We start from the raw sequence: 13,365 nt of genomic DNA, 5'->3' as shown, positions 1-13,365 counted from the left end.
TCAATTTTTCTGTTACTATTCAGTTATTTTAAAATAAAAAACCCTTATAAACATTGAGTTCATAAGGGTTTTTAAGTACTCGAGGTGGGAATCGAACCCACACTCCCGAAAGAACTGGATTTTGAATCCAGCGCGTCTACCAATTCCGCCACTCGAGCAAATGGATGGCAAAAATATAAAAAAATTGTGTCTTAAAAATGGAAACCTCTAATTTTTAACGGGCGCTTTGAGCTTCAGTAATCAGGTGATCTGCAATTTTATCCTCTGTTACAATTGTGTTTGTTCGCAGGAGCATATTAATTTCATTAGTCCTTGGGTTCTTCAATAGTGAAAAACCCGGCCGGCAATTTCTATATCTGAACCAGATAGATTTTAATCCCTGTATGCTGCCTCTTTCTTTAAAACTCTTTCTTATATGAGAGGAACAGTTTTCTTTAAAGATGCACCTGGTTTTTTTATGAACAGGATATATCCGGAAACAGACTTTTACCAACAAGAGAAAAAAATATCTCATGAAATCGAAATTTAACCATGTATACGATAAGTCTAAGCCGAAGGCTACTTATTTTTTCATAGAATAAATCGCAGAACTTTATATTAAAACAGGCCCTGCCTCACCTTCTTAGAGTCATTAAAGTGAATTTTGTTACAGATTCCAGGCACTCTTTTTTTATGGAACGTATAAGGCTCTGACCATCATTTATTTAAATATTTATGAAAATTTCAACCCGGCACGATTTCGTTTCGGTTTTTGATATATATTCGCCCGATTTTTAATCCAATCATAAAAATGAAAAAACTAATTTTTGGTGCTCTTGCACTTGCAATGATTACAATGGCTTCCTGCCGTAATGAGAATACTGAAGTTACCGAGGAAACTACGAAAGAAACTGCTATCAATGCTGAAATTACTCCTGAAGTATCTACAGAGATCGAGGACAGCCTGGAAGTGGAAATGGTAGAAGAAGTAGATTCTTTACAAGCTACAGAGCAAGAGATGCCAACCGAATAAGAAAATACAATATTCTTAATCTATCAGAGTCCTGCCAGAAGCAGGACTCTGTTGTTTTCTGTCGGCAGAGTTCCCTGTTGAGAGTCTATTCAGGTCAACCCAAAAAATGTATTTTCTTCTAAGTCGTGATTAAGATTTAGGGATAACTTATGGATCTTCCCCGGGCCAGCAACTCCTTTGCTTTCTTCCAGTCAGGCAATTCTGGCGCATCTATGGTGATGGTTCTTATCTCCCTGGCAATTTTCTGGCTATTTTTCATAGCTTCAAGATGAGCATTACTATAGACAAACATCCTCATTTTCTCTTCATCTGGCCAGAGTGTCATAGTATAATGTTTCATCCAAAAACCTCTTTTTTTAAAGTCAAGATGTCCACTGGTCTTTAATTGTCGCATGATCTTCCACGCCTGCCATGACAAGCTGAAGAATTTGAACGGATTTTTTAACTCAATTGATGTGATGGTCGCCTTCATAAGCCTCTGCAAGAAACCTTAATTAAAATTAATTTCCCCGTCATTATTCTCTAATCCCGAATCTATGAGAACCAGGATTCTGTCTATCTCCTCCAGCAACGGCAGATATTGAGAAGTCTCCGTTCTCATCCCTGTAAGGATATAAATGAGCAGGTTATTTTCGAATTCCCCGGAATCCAATATACCCAGATTGCTGTGATCATCGGCAGACTGCTCGAGTCCAATTTCATCAGACACACCGGTCTCATCAAGAATATTTCTAATGCTATTCTGTTCCTTTCTTAAAAAATCCAGCATCTTTTCCCTTTGCTCCCTAAGATCAGATTCCTGGCGGTGTACACTTTGTATGTAAGATTCCCAGGAAGTAAGGTTTTTGCCTAACTGGGCATTGGAAAAATCTTTCAGCCTTCCGGAATTTATTAGTTCATTCAGCAAAGAATTATTTGGATTATAATCTATTTCATAAGATAGGGAATTAAAAAGCAGACCTGACAGTTCTCGCTCACCGGGTCTTTGACCGGGTCCATTTATGTAATCAGCGATCTTCCTGGCACCTTCATAGTTGAGCCGATTCACCTGGATGAGATTTTCCAGTTTGATTCGGCTTTGCAGAAATTCCTCCTTCAAACCTGCCAGATAGAACTGTTCCCTCTCCTGGGTGATCCTTCTCTGGTTCCAGTTATTAATACCCAAAGCGATCAGGATCCCTATCACAATAAGGATCACTTCTCCTATGGCATAAAGCAAATACCTGCCAAATTTATTCTGGTTTAGCAACCACCTTCGGGTTCTTCTAAAGAGGCTGATCATCGTTACTTATATTTAGGATAACATTTCCGATCTTTTGCCCCCTCATCACATATTCAAAAGCCTCTTTTACCTTCTCCATCTGGTAATTTCGGTCAATAAGTGGTTTATAGTTTCCGCTTTCTATAAGTTCTGAAACGATCTTCAGACTTTGTGGAATATTTACGGGAAACGGAAATCTCACCTTCTTCCCTTCTGAAAAAGTAGTGGTGATTGCCAGGAAAGGATTTTGGGAATACGGTCCGAGTTCTGAAGAAATATAAATACCGTCATTTACCAGTAACCTTTTACATTCTCCGAAAGTACTCTTACCTACCGAATCAAAGACGTAATCGAACTTGTCATCATCCTGTGTGAAATCCTGAGTTTTATAGTCGATCACCCTTTCAGCTCCAAGCGTATAGAGCTTCTCCAGATGTTCCCCGGGTCCAGTAGCCACAACCTTTAATCCATAATAACTAAGCATCTGAATTAGAGAGGAACCAATAGCCCCCGTCCCACCGTTCACCATTGCCTTTTCAGCGGCACGAAGCTTTACCTTGTTTATAAAATTAATGGCATAATGAGCTCCTTCTACTGAAGCAGCTGCATCTGCATAAGAAAGTCCCAATGGAATATGTCTTATTGCCCTGGAGGCTTTAATGCTCATATATTCAGCCATTGATGAAAGTCCGTTATCATCAAAACCGAACACCCGGTCCCCAGATTCAAAACCGGTCACATCTTTTCCAACCTGCATTACTTCTCCGGCAAAATCGGTCCCCGGGACCTGCTTCATCGGAGCAGTAATCCCGGTAAAAATTCTGACGATGTAAGGCTTACCAGTAAGATTTGCACAATCGGTTCGATTTACTGTTGTGGAATAGACTTTAACCAGTAACTCGTCTTCACTAATTTTGGGAGTTTCAATTTCGGTAATACTTAATACCTCCTGCAGGCCATATTGAGAACGAGTAACTGCTTTCATAATTACAAGCGGAGTCTTAATAATTAATAAAACAACACTTACCTACAACACTATAGACCCCAAATTTTATGGAATTTAATTAAATTCTTTTAAATGAGTATGATACAGTCTCATGAAACGCCCTCAAGGATAAATGAATCCGGAGTTTTTTTAGATGTATATTGGGATTATAAATAGTAATGGAAATTATCGATATCTCTATTTTCACCCACCCCTTTTAGAACCGGAAATCTTCTGAGCTCTTAACTCTAAGCTTTTCACTAGAAATTCGAGGTCCTTACGCAGTTCCGCAGCATTTTCTTCCCGGCCGATTATTTTGCTCCTGGTGCAGAGATCGGTGAAATACCCTTCGTCCGTTTTATAAGCGTAGATAAGCCATTTATCTCCTGGCACGAAACCTATCCCGCACATTGAAGGTTCCAGGAAAGAGTCAATTTCAATGAAGTCCTTATTCCCCACGCCTTTATAAAATTTTTTTACCCTGATGGTATAAACCATTTTCCTTCCCTCTTCCCGAGCTGCTTCTATTTTTCCGTGAAGTATGATATCGTATGATTTATATTCTTCAGTGGTGATTTCCCCCGGAGGCAAACAGCTACAAAAACTTTCTGCAGGTTCAGTAAAAAATGAAGTGATAAGAATTATAAGATAAATCATAGCTTCAGTTTAAATTTAAGGGAATTACGCCCCCGGTAATACATTTGGCAACTAATTGGGCTGTATTGGAGCAGCCACTCTTCTGAAGGATATTTTTACGATGGGTCATTACAGTATGGGGAGAAAGATTAAGTTTTCGGGCAATATCCTGGGCATTTAAACCATTGGCTAATTCTTTGATTATTTCAATTTCTCTTTCGGAAAAAAGCTCTGAAAGATCCTTGGTAGCCCTTTCGCAGGTTTCAGGGTCAAATTTGCCTTTTGTAACCTCCACATTGTAATAACATTTTCCCCCATTCATATGGATTAAAGAAACAGTGTCTGTCGCGGTTACTTTTAAGTGGGAAACATCTGTTTGAATACAGAGAACATGCTCTGGCGCCCCATTTTCAAGAACATTTAACGGAATGGCTTGATAAAGCATCGTTCTTACCTGTCCCGAAGGATCTTTCATGCGATAGAAAAATATATTCTTATAATCCAGAACCTCATCTTTCTGCAGAAAAGAAGTATAAAATTCGTTGATCACCTGGCTCTTCAGATGAATGTTCTCAATTTCTTCTGAAACCACGGTTTGCAAAATATCTTTAAGCTCAATATCACCAATATCCTTTTTTACAAAGGATTTCACTGACTCTGATATATATTCCAATCCAAAATCATGAAGATTAACGATATACATATAGGAATTCCCCAAAGCGAACATGGAAGCAAATCTTTTGAAATCATGAGAAATCTCAAAAGGACGATATTCGCTCACATGGCTCGAATAGTTTTCCTTCCAGTATTCTGTAATCTTCTCAAGTTCTTTACTCATCCAAATACGGTTAAGAGGGGTAATAAATATAAATTTTCAGATGCTTCTTTAAAAAGGATCTTTTAAGCCTTCTTTAATTGAGATGGTGAGAGATCACTCCGCCGGTAATACATTTAGCCACTAACTGGGCTGTATTGGAGCTACCGCTCTTCTGAAGGATGTTTTTCCTATGGGTCTTAACGGTATGGGGTGAAAGATTTAGTTCCCGCGCAATATCTTCTGCACTCAAACCTCTCGCCAGTTCACTCACGATCTCTTTTTCCCTTTCTGTAAGAAGATCATTTAGACTTTGTTCCCGGAACTCAGAATATCGGGGATCAAAACAACCGTGTACAGTATTAATATTATAATAAGATCTTCCGCCTTTCAGGTGCACAAAAGAAACATCCCTGGAACTTACCATTTTCAGATAGGAGATATCTGAATGCACACTGAAAACATGCTGAAACATCCCGTTATCTGTCATTGAAAGAGGTGTAGCCTGATGCAGGATAGTACGTATCTTCCCCTTCGCATCCTTCATCCGGTAGGTGTAAATAACTTTATAAGAAAGTATCTCCTCGCGATCAAGATACCTCATGAAAAAATCATTAATCACATTTTCCTTTTTCTTAACAAATTCAATCTCTTCTGGTAAAGCCGTCCCCAGGATATCATTCATCGTAACATTCTCTCTATCCACCCCTGTAAAATCTTCTACAGAATCTGAAACCAGGTCCAGTTCCAGGTTATGAAAATTCACAATATAATAATAGGAATTACCTGGAGTAAGAAAAGCGGATAACTGCTTAAATTGTTCGGAGGCTTCATATTTCTTGGCTTCCTTTATCTGATCTGAATATTCCTTTTTCCAGTATTCGGCGATTTCTCTGAAATCCTTATTCATTATTTTAGATTTTCTTAACAAATCGCAATATATAAAAAATACCTTTTTTTAGGTATCTACTTGTCTTTATTAAGAACTTTAATCCATTCAACATGAACTCTATAAGACCAGACTAATATGTAATACATAAAAAAACCCCCGGAATTGCTCCCGGAGGCCTGTTATCTGCGGTTAGTTTCGGAAATATGATCTATTAACATCGATTTTTACCCCAACAAAAAAACGATTTAGAATTTTGACCCTACCCAAAATTCTAATTTCTCCTACACATCCCGCAGAAATCCCCAATTTTTTGGGAGTGCTAAGTTAAGTTGTCATACCCCTTCCCGAAATACCACAAAAAAGGTATTTTTTTCTAATGTACTGATTGTGAAAAAGGTCCAAATGATGCCTTAATCCTTAATTTGTTATTAATCTATTATGTTGTAAATTCGGTTCTTTCATAAAGATAACCCTATGTCCCAATTTTGGCTCTATTTCAGGCTTGGGCTGGACCATGTACTGGACTGGCAGGCATACGATCATGTACTCTTTCTGGTGGTTCTGGTGGCCTCCTATGGTTTCACTTCCTGGAAGCGGGTATTATGGCTGGTCACTCTTTTCACGCTGGGACACACCCTAGCGCTTTTTCTCTCTGTATATGGTATCGTTAAGGTTGCCACAGACTATGTGGAATTCCTTATCCCCGTAACCATACTGGCAACCGCGATATTTGACATCGCCACCGCCGGAAAAAAGCTTAAGAACACTAACTATAGTTTGTTATACTTTACTACTATCTTCTTTGGCCTTATACATGGTTTAGGATTCTCGTCTTATTTTAAAATGATAGCCGCTGGCTCGGATGCAAAATTCTGGCCTTTGGTAGAATTCGCACTGGGAATAGAGATCGCACAGGTGATCGTGGTACTTGCGGTAATGATAGTTGGTTTTATCTGTCAGAATATTTTTAATGTTTCCAGGCGTGACTGGATACTGGTCACCGCTTCTATCGTAATAGGAATAATTCTGCCTATACTACAGGAAAGCTATCAGCCACTCTAGAATTATTTTTTTTAATCTGCATTTTTATCAATAATCTTTTAATTTGCAGCTCGTTATTAATTTCTACCGCTTAGACTTTTATAGTTGATGAATAAGACAAAACAACTTAAGTACGACAAGGCTTATTTAAGGATCGCCCGGGAATGGAGTAAATTAAGTCATTGTAATAGAAAACAGGTTGGCGCGTTAATTGTGAAGGATAGAATGATCATCTCTGATGGTTATAACGGAACGCCCACCGGATTTGAAAACTTTTGTGAGGACGAAGAAGGCTATACCAAATGGTATGTGCTGCATGCCGAGGCTAATGCGATACTTAAGGTGGCAGGGTCTACACAATCCTGTAGGGACGCAACTTTATATATCACCATGTCGCCCTGTAAGGAATGTAGCAAACTTATACACCAATCTGGTATAAAGAGACTTGTTTACCAGATAGACTACAAGGATAACTCCGGTCTTGATTTTCTCCGAAAAGCGGGCGTGGAACTTGAACAGATAACTGAACTGGAAGATTGAAAGGAAGAAATAAAATATACACTCCACTTTTGCTGAGCATCGCCTGCGCGATTGGGCTTCTTCTTGGCGCACGTCTAAACTTTGACCCATCAGACGAGCTTTTTTCCGGGAATCCGAAAAAGCAGAAATTAAACCGTCTTATAGATTATATCGACTATGAGTATGTAGACGATGTGAATACCGATAGCATTGTAGATCTCACCGTAAACAAAATACTCGAAAACCTGGATCCTCATTCGGTATATATTCCGAAGGAAGAATATGCCAGTGTAACCGAAAATATGAAAGGTGACTTTGTTGGTATTGGGGTGAGCTTTTACACCATACAGGACACCATTGTGGTAATCAAGGCCCTGGAAGGCGGTCCCAGTGAAAAGATTGGAATCCGCGGCGGCGACAGGATCTTATATGCTAACGGCAACAAACTTTTTAACCAGGGAATAAGTAATGATTCCATCACAAAACAATTAAAAGGAAAGGAAAACACTAAGGTTTCCCTGAAGATTCTAAGACGGGGAATAGAAGACCTGCTTACCTTTAAGGTAACCCGGGGAAAGGTTCCTCTTAAAAGTGTTGATGCCTCTTACATGTTAACCAGGAATCTCGGATATATTAAGATAAATCGTTTTGCAGAAACTACCTATAAGGAATTCAGGGATGCGATTGGCGAGTTAAAGAAAAGAGGAGCCACCCAGATCGCACTGGATCTGCGAGACAACCCAGGTGGTTATCTTGCTGAAGCCATCAATATCGCCGATGAATTTATCAAAGGTGACAAACTGATACTCTATACAAAAAATAAAAGCGGAGCGATTGAGGAAACCTATGCGCAAAGAAAAGGTGAATTTGAGAACGGTAAGGTGTTCGTACTTATTAATGAGAATTCAGCTTCTGCCAGCGAGGTCGTCGCGGGAGCCTTACAGGATAACGATGTTGGGATCATAGTGGGCCGGCGCTCTTATGGAAAAGGCCTGGTTCAAAGGGAAATGGAACTGGGTGACGGCAGTGCGGTAAGACTCACCATAGCCCGATATTACACACCAACGGGACGCTCTATCCAGAAACCATATAATAATGGCAATGAATCTTATTTCAATGACTACATGCGCCGATATGAGAACGGTGAACTAAAAAACTTAGATAGTATCCAGGTTAATGACTCTTTGAGATATGTAACTCCCGGCGGAAAAGTGGTATATGGAGGTGGAGGGATCATTCCGGATGTCTTCGTTCCGAAAGACACCAGTTCTGAGAAGGAAAAGCTTACGTTTCTGCTTCGTGGAGGATATATGGACAAGTATGTCTTTGACCTGCTTGAAAAGGACCGGGAATATTACAATTCTATTCCCAAGAGTGAGTACCGGGAAAGGATAGAGATAACCGAAGAAATGCTCCGGAATTTTGACCGATATTTACGCCAAATGGGGGTAAGGATCAACCTTAATGGAGAAGAACATAAACCCCTGCTTAAGAAATATTTAAAAGCTGAAATGGCTCAGCAACTTTTTGGAACTAATGCATTTGAACGGTATTTAAATGAAGATGACCGAATAATCGAGAAAGTAATTGAGTTGTCTGAGGAAAATTGATACTTTGGATTTCCAGTGGAAAAATTCATTGAATATCTGTCTACTCTCTGGCCGTTGCTTCCCCTGCTTTTTTTCATAATCGCAGTAACTTTCAGGCTTCTGGATAACAGCACTTCTCTTTTTCTTCAGAGGGATATCCTTATCAATTCTTCCAATGTTTCCCGCCGACTTTTAAAGAGCCAGATAAAACATAATTCTGACCCGGAATTCACCCGTAAATTAAAACAGGCCCTGATATTAAGAAACTTACAACAGGGTTTTATAATCCTTTCTATCCTTAGTTTCCCCTTTAGCCTGCTATTTTTCTTTCTAGGTTAATTTATCGTGTACCTTGGTATGCTCTCCGTTCCAATCGGTAAGAATATCGGTGGCTACGGCAGCCCCACTCCCACTGGCAATAGCAAACTGACTTCGCCAGCCAGCTAAGGTCCCGGCGACATAAAGCCCTGGTTTTACCAGGTGATCCTCATTCCTTAACTGTATCCTGTTCTTTGATACCTTGGCCTTTTTATGCGGAATAAGATACTGCTCAAGACCGGAAATCCTAAACGGACTTGTATAACCCACGGCCACCACTATTTTTGAAGCAGTGTATTCTGCTTTATTCGTGATAACCCTGAAACCTTCTTCCAGCTCTTCTACCCCCTTCACCTTTTCCTTTTTTATAATCTCCATAGCAGGATACAGGTTTTCCAGGTGGATCATTCCCTTTTTTAACACTTCTCCGCCAGCGGTTCCCGGCTCGATCCCAAAGACGTTTTTCAACAATGCAGACTGCAAATGAGAACTCTTCTGATGCAGGATAATTCCCGCTTTCCTATTTTCAGCGTAGGGTTTTTCCATAGCCGAACCTATCACCAGTGCACAGGACATTCCGGCAACCCCTCCACCAATGATAAGTACATCAAAATCCATATTATTGATCATGCTTTTTAGAGATCCTTCTGGACACGAGGAGTATGGCCATCATTACAATAACGCAAAGGCTCGCGAGGATAACCACAAGAGCCTTTCCGCTATCTCCTTCAGTAAGGTTATTAAAATCAAGCACGCTGGCGCTTATCCCGATAAAGCTTAGGGATAAGAGTATAAGAATGTAAATAAAGTACTTCATGAAAACAGGTTCTGAATATTTTCGGCAAATAATTTCACTGCAATAGCTAGCAATATTACTCCAAAAACTTTTCTGATTACGTTAATTCCTTGGCTACCCAGAATCCTCTCTATCTTGGCAGAGGATTTCAGTACCAGGTACACAAAGATAATATTGATAATGATAGCCACAATAATATTCACCATTTCAAATTCGGCCTGCAAGGAAACCAGTGAAGTCATGGTTCCCGCTCCGGCGATGAGAGGAAATGCCAGCGGCACTATGGAAGCGGTTTCCGGCGCATCGTCCTTATACAAACTTATTCCCAGAATCATCTCCAGGGCCAGGAAGAATAATATCAGCGAACCTGCCACAGCAAAGGAATTTACGTCTATCCCGATTAAATTAAGTATCTCCTTCCCTACAAAAAGGAATACGATCATAATAACACCTGCAACCACAGAAGCCTTTTCACTCTGAATATGCCCCACTTTTGAACGAAGATCGATAATGATAGGAATGTTGCCTATAATATCTATCACGGCAAAAAGTACCATCCCGGCGGTGAATACTTCCCTAAAATTCAGCAAATTGAACATAGCTACTCGTTTTTAAAATTGCGCGCAAAAGTACTTCATCTTATCTGATTGACAATCGGTAGATAAGGTTAAATTTTTATAAATTTTATATAGCGTTTTCTTCGTTCTATGAGACATAAATTTATCTTTGCGGCATGTTTCAATTGGGAAAAACTTTAGTATCTGAAGAGATCATCAAGAATGATTTTGTGTGCAACCTGTCAGCCTGTAAAGGAGCCTGCTGTATTGATGGAGAAGCGGGAGCACCTGTAGAGCCCGAAGAAAGAGCTATTATGGAAGATATCTATCCCCATGTAAAACCTTATTTGCGGGAGGAAGGAATCCAAGCTATTGAAGAACAGGGAGTATATATAACCCGTGAAAATGGTGAGATAGAGACGCCGCTGATTGATGGCGCAGATTGCGCCTATGTTACTTTTGATGAGAAAGGCACCGCATTATGCGGGATAGAGGAGGCCTACAATGCAGGAAAGATCCAGTGGAAGAAACCTGTATCCTGTCATTTGTACCCTGTAAGGATCCAGGAATATTCTTCTTTCTCTGCAGTCAACTACCATCGCTGGGAGATCTGTGATGATGCCTGTAGCCTTGGAGCCGAGCTGCAGGTTCCCGTGTATAAATTCGTAAAAGACGCCCTTATCAGAAAATTTGGAGAGGACTGGTATAAAGAGCTGGAGAATGTGGCCGTGGAATTAAAACCCTAAACTCCCCAGGACCTTTTGGCCTTTTCTTTAATCTCAATAAATTCTGATTTTTCTTCCAAGCCCATGAACTCGTTTTTGAATAAATTGAAAAGCGCCAGGGAATTCCAATAATTCCACTTCGTGATCTTTTGCATTTCCAGTAAAGTCTTATCCAGATCTTTAAGAAGACAATAACCCAAAGCGCTGCCAAAGTGATCATTCTGTTCCTGAAATTCCTTATGCATTTTCTCAAATTTCCTGTTATTTCCTTTTTTGTGCCAGATCATGGCAAGGAGATTATCAACTGCATTCCCAGCCCAGTCTACGACAAGATCTTTCAGAATAACTTCAGCTTCATCAAGTTTTCCAGTATGGTATAACCCCAAAGCTTCATAAAAGTAACTGGTAGTCCAGTCGGGATTTATAACCTGGATTTGTTGCGCCTGTCTTATTGCCGCATCATAATCTCCATTACTAAGATATGATAGGGATAGATTACTTACAGCTTCCGGTGAAAGAGGATTCAATTCTACAGCTTTCCTGGAGTTCAACAGTGCTTTATTTGAGTCACCCGTAACATTCGAGAACCATCCTATCCAATTGAAGGCATCTGAATAGCTGGGTCTTCGCTTGGTAGCTTCATTTAGTTCCATAATCGCTTTGGAAACCTCTCGTTTATCTGCAAGGAGGAGGCCCAGGGTAGCGTGAGTTTCAGCAAGTTCAGGGTCAAGTTCATATGCTCTTCTAGAAGCCATTTCAGCTTCCTGTATAACTTCATCATGTGGAAGGTACCCATAATCTTGCAGCAGGATAAGAGAATCTGCTAATCCAACCCAGGCTAAAGCATAATTATTATCCTCCTTCAGGGCTTTCCTAAAAAGACCTATGGCTTTACGAATCCCAGTTTCTGTTCTTTGATCAAAATACCATCTTGCCTGGGCACATAGGCAATAAGATTCCAGATTTTCTGCAGGAGCATTTATTTTATTTTGTTTTGTAACCGGATCAAGTTTAACGCGAAGAGAATTAGTAATCCTGTGAGTGATTTCAGACTGAATTTTAAAAATATTATCCACATTTAATTGCCGAATATAGCTTTCAGACCATATTTGATGGTCTTCCCGAGCATTTATAAGCCGCACATTGACTTTTATATTACTACCCATTTCTATAACTTCACCTGTAAGGATCCAGTTTATATTTAATCTACTGGCGATCTCCGGCGCCGTATGATTAGTTCCTCTATATCCAAGTACAGAGGTTCTGGATATCACATGAAGGCCGGAAAGGCCGGAAAGTTTGGTAAGAATATCACTATGAATCGCCTCTGTAAGAGTAGGAGTGCTCTCCTGACCACAACTGTCAAAAGGTAAAACCGCAATTCTGTTTCCTGTTCTTTTCGATGGTACTTCCCCAAATATTTCACCATTCCGAGAAAGTTTATTATTACGGATTTCCTTTATTTTCTGCATGAATTCTGCAGATGGTTCTTCTTCAAATTCAGCAATATATTTCTGGCAGAATTCCCTGTAAATGTTTTGTGCCATTTGGTTTTCACCCTGAGCGACCAAAGTATCCACCCATTCAAGACAATCTACCTCTTCAGGCAAGTTAAGCTCCATGGATCTTTGCGTATACACTTCAAGTGCTGTCGAATTTCCCGTGGTGATCAATTCCTTTATGTGTTTCGAGACGAATCTCCCAGCCTTATCTTTCAGGCGTTGACGTTCATTTTCTAACCAGAATTCAAATTCTGCCGATGTTTGAGAAACATAAAAACCTTTAAGCAAATCTCCCCGGTAAAGATCCAGCGCCAAATCGATCCTGTTTTCTTTTAAATAGTCTTCAAAAATATTCACATCACAATCAAACAAATCGCTATTAATCTGGATCTCCTCTCCACCACGATTTAAAACAGAATCATTCCCGAAGGTTTTTCTAATGTGATACAAAATATTACTAAGAGAATTCCGGGCATTTTTTTGTCCCATATCCGGCCAGAAAAGAGGAAGCAAACTGTCCCTTCTATGAAACCCGAAAGGCCTTTTTAACAGCAGATACACCAGCAAAGCCAGTCGTTTGGGACCAGTGAGAAAAGACTGTTCTAATTCCCCGTCCGGCTTCCGTATTTCGGCGGGACCCAATATGTTCACCTGTATCATTAAGCTGATTTTTAGTCTCTTAGATTCTTATCTAAGATACAAAACAGAATTAACTATG

General features: G+C 39.9%; 16 protein-coding genes and 1 tRNA gene. 6 read left to right on the top strand and 11 right to left on the bottom strand.

The features are described 5' to 3' along the window. Positions 1 to 76: 76 nt before the first annotated feature. A tRNA-Leu gene (locus tag EZJ28_RS12575) sits at positions 77 to 158 on the bottom strand. Between the two features lie 632 nt (positions 159 to 790). Between EZJ28_RS12575 and EZJ28_RS12565 the strand changes: the two genes are divergently transcribed. Further along, positions 791 to 1,012 (top strand): hypothetical protein, encoded by a 222-nt coding sequence (locus EZJ28_RS12565; protein ID WP_131398370.1) that lies wholly within the window; start codon positions 791 to 793, stop codon positions 1,010 to 1,012. Between the two features lie 136 nt (positions 1,013 to 1,148). On the opposite strand, the gene EZJ28_RS12560 is transcribed toward EZJ28_RS12565, so the two are convergent. From EZJ28_RS12560 to EZJ28_RS12535, 6 genes are all read right to left on the bottom strand, one after another. Continuing rightward, positions 1,149 to 1,430, bottom strand: a complete 282-nt coding sequence (locus tag EZJ28_RS12560; RefSeq protein ID WP_207388464.1) for a DUF3291 domain-containing protein — start codon at positions 1,428 to 1,430, stop codon at positions 1,149 to 1,151. A 72-nt stretch (positions 1,431 to 1,502) separates the two neighbouring features. After that, on the bottom strand, positions 1,503 to 2,294 hold the full coding sequence (locus tag EZJ28_RS12555; protein WP_242670119.1) for a DUF6090 family protein: 792 nt from the start codon (positions 2,292 to 2,294) through the stop codon (positions 1,503 to 1,505). Beyond that, a complete protein-coding gene (locus EZJ28_RS12550) occupies positions 2,278 to 3,258 on the bottom strand; it encodes an NAD(P)-dependent alcohol dehydrogenase (RefSeq protein ID WP_131398368.1) in 981 nt (326 codons plus the stop codon). The genes EZJ28_RS12555 and EZJ28_RS12550 overlap by 17 nt, the downstream gene beginning before the upstream one ends. Before the next feature lie 204 nt (positions 3,259 to 3,462). After that, positions 3,463 to 3,915 carry a hypothetical protein gene (locus tag EZJ28_RS12545; RefSeq protein WP_131398366.1) on the bottom strand — a complete coding sequence of 151 codons (453 nt, stop codon included), beginning with the start codon at positions 3,913 to 3,915 and terminating at the stop codon, positions 3,463 to 3,465. Between the two features lie 4 nt (positions 3,916 to 3,919). Beyond that, positions 3,920 to 4,732: a response regulator transcription factor gene (locus EZJ28_RS12540; protein WP_131398363.1), complete on the bottom strand. Its 813-nt coding sequence runs from the start codon at positions 4,730 to 4,732 to the stop codon at positions 3,920 to 3,922. Positions 4,733 to 4,805: 73 nt separating this feature from the next. Next, positions 4,806 to 5,618, bottom strand: a complete 813-nt coding sequence (locus EZJ28_RS12535; RefSeq protein ID WP_131398361.1) for a response regulator transcription factor — start codon at positions 5,616 to 5,618, stop codon at positions 4,806 to 4,808. A 456-nt stretch (positions 5,619 to 6,074) separates the two neighbouring features. On the opposite strand from EZJ28_RS12535, the gene EZJ28_RS12530 reads away from it, so the two are divergent. The 4 genes from EZJ28_RS12530 (at position 6,075) to EZJ28_RS12515 (ending at position 9,088) form a co-directional block, all read left to right on the top strand. Continuing rightward, a complete protein-coding gene (locus EZJ28_RS12530; protein WP_131398359.1) occupies positions 6,075 to 6,662 on the top strand; it encodes a HupE/UreJ family protein in 588 nt (195 codons plus the stop codon). Positions 6,663 to 6,749: 87 nt separating this feature from the next. Then, entirely contained in the window at positions 6,750 to 7,181 is a 432-nt protein-coding gene (locus EZJ28_RS12525; protein ID WP_131398357.1) for a dCMP deaminase family protein, read from the top strand. Next, a complete protein-coding gene (locus EZJ28_RS12520) occupies positions 7,178 to 8,770 on the top strand; it encodes a S41 family peptidase (protein ID WP_131398355.1) in 1,593 nt (530 codons plus the stop codon). The genes EZJ28_RS12525 and EZJ28_RS12520 overlap by 4 nt, the downstream gene beginning before the upstream one ends. 15 nt (positions 8,771 to 8,785) lie before the next feature. Further along, positions 8,786 to 9,088 carry a hypothetical protein gene (locus tag EZJ28_RS12515; RefSeq protein ID WP_131398353.1) on the top strand — a complete coding sequence of 101 codons (303 nt, stop codon included), beginning with the start codon at positions 8,786 to 8,788 and terminating at the stop codon, positions 9,086 to 9,088. Here the strand turns inward: EZJ28_RS12515 and EZJ28_RS12510 are convergent. Genes EZJ28_RS12510 through EZJ28_RS12500 form a run of 3 tightly spaced genes read right to left on the bottom strand, consistent with a single transcriptional unit; the run spans position 9,080 to position 10,462 of the window. Further along, the gene (locus EZJ28_RS12510; RefSeq protein ID WP_242670118.1) at positions 9,080 to 9,697 is read right to left on the bottom strand and encodes an FAD-dependent oxidoreductase; all 618 of its coding nucleotides are present in this window, start codon (positions 9,695 to 9,697) and stop codon (positions 9,080 to 9,082) included. The genes EZJ28_RS12515 and EZJ28_RS12510 overlap by 9 nt on opposite strands. After that, a complete protein-coding gene (locus EZJ28_RS12505; protein ID WP_131398349.1) occupies positions 9,687 to 9,884 on the bottom strand; it encodes a hypothetical protein in 198 nt (65 codons plus the stop codon). The genes EZJ28_RS12510 and EZJ28_RS12505 overlap by 11 nt, the downstream gene beginning before the upstream one ends. Then, positions 9,881 to 10,462 carry a MarC family protein gene (locus tag EZJ28_RS12500; protein ID WP_207388463.1) on the bottom strand — a complete coding sequence of 194 codons (582 nt, stop codon included), beginning with the start codon at positions 10,460 to 10,462 and terminating at the stop codon, positions 9,881 to 9,883. The genes EZJ28_RS12505 and EZJ28_RS12500 overlap by 4 nt, the downstream gene beginning before the upstream one ends. A gap of 134 nt (positions 10,463 to 10,596) precedes the next feature. Here EZJ28_RS12500 and EZJ28_RS12495 point away from each other — a divergent pair, with 134 nt between their 5' ends. Continuing rightward, positions 10,597 to 11,166, top strand: a complete 570-nt coding sequence (locus EZJ28_RS12495; RefSeq protein ID WP_131398347.1) for a DUF3109 family protein — start codon at positions 10,597 to 10,599, stop codon at positions 11,164 to 11,166. Here the strand turns inward: EZJ28_RS12495 and EZJ28_RS12490 are convergent. Then, entirely contained in the window at positions 11,163 to 13,307 is a 2,145-nt protein-coding gene (locus EZJ28_RS12490; protein ID WP_131398345.1) for a tetratricopeptide repeat protein, read from the bottom strand. The genes EZJ28_RS12495 and EZJ28_RS12490 overlap by 4 nt on opposite strands. Positions 13,308 to 13,365: the final 58 nt, after the last annotated feature.

The sequence above is a fragment of the Gramella sp. KN1008 genome (assembly GCF_004332155.1).
Lineage (GTDB): Bacteria > Bacteroidota > Bacteroidia > Flavobacteriales > Flavobacteriaceae > Christiangramia.
The sequence above is the reverse complement of the archived record's forward strand: the minus strand, read 5'-3'. Positions and strand labels throughout refer to the sequence as shown.

Excerpts from the sequence above, each read along its gene's own strand:
- EZJ28_RS12565 (WP_131398370.1), top strand. The coding sequence starts at position 791 with ATGAAAAAACTAATTTTTGGTGCTCTTGCACTTGCAATGATTACAATG.
- EZJ28_RS12490 (WP_131398345.1), bottom strand. The coding sequence starts at position 13,307 with ATGATACAGGTGAACATATTGGGTCCCGCCGAAATACGGAAGCCGGAC.
- EZJ28_RS12550 (WP_131398368.1), bottom strand. The coding sequence starts at position 3,258 with ATGAAAGCAGTTACTCGTTCTCAATATGGCCTGCAGGAGGTATTAAGT.
- EZJ28_RS12495 (WP_131398347.1), top strand. The coding sequence starts at position 10,597 with ATGTTTCAATTGGGAAAAACTTTAGTATCTGAAGAGATCATCAAGAAT.
- EZJ28_RS12555 (WP_242670119.1), bottom strand. The coding sequence starts at position 2,294 with ATGATCAGCCTCTTTAGAAGAACCCGAAGGTGGTTGCTAAACCAGAAT.
- EZJ28_RS12540 (WP_131398363.1), bottom strand. The coding sequence starts at position 4,732 with ATGAGTAAAGAACTTGAGAAGATTACAGAATACTGGAAGGAAAACTAT.
- EZJ28_RS12545 (WP_131398366.1), bottom strand. The coding sequence starts at position 3,915 with ATGATTTATCTTATAATTCTTATCACTTCATTTTTTACTGAACCTGCA.
- EZJ28_RS12535 (WP_131398361.1), bottom strand. The coding sequence starts at position 5,618 with ATGAATAAGGATTTCAGAGAAATCGCCGAATACTGGAAAAAGGAATAT.
- EZJ28_RS12530 (WP_131398359.1), top strand. The coding sequence starts at position 6,075 with ATGTCCCAATTTTGGCTCTATTTCAGGCTTGGGCTGGACCATGTACTG.
- EZJ28_RS12525 (WP_131398357.1), top strand. The coding sequence starts at position 6,750 with ATGAATAAGACAAAACAACTTAAGTACGACAAGGCTTATTTAAGGATC.
- EZJ28_RS12510 (WP_242670118.1), bottom strand. The coding sequence starts at position 9,697 with ATGATCAATAATATGGATTTTGATGTACTTATCATTGGTGGAGGGGTT.
- EZJ28_RS12505 (WP_131398349.1), bottom strand. The coding sequence starts at position 9,884 with ATGAAGTACTTTATTTACATTCTTATACTCTTATCCCTAAGCTTTATC.
- EZJ28_RS12500 (WP_207388463.1), bottom strand. The coding sequence starts at position 10,462 with ATGTTCAATTTGCTGAATTTTAGGGAAGTATTCACCGCCGGGATGGTA.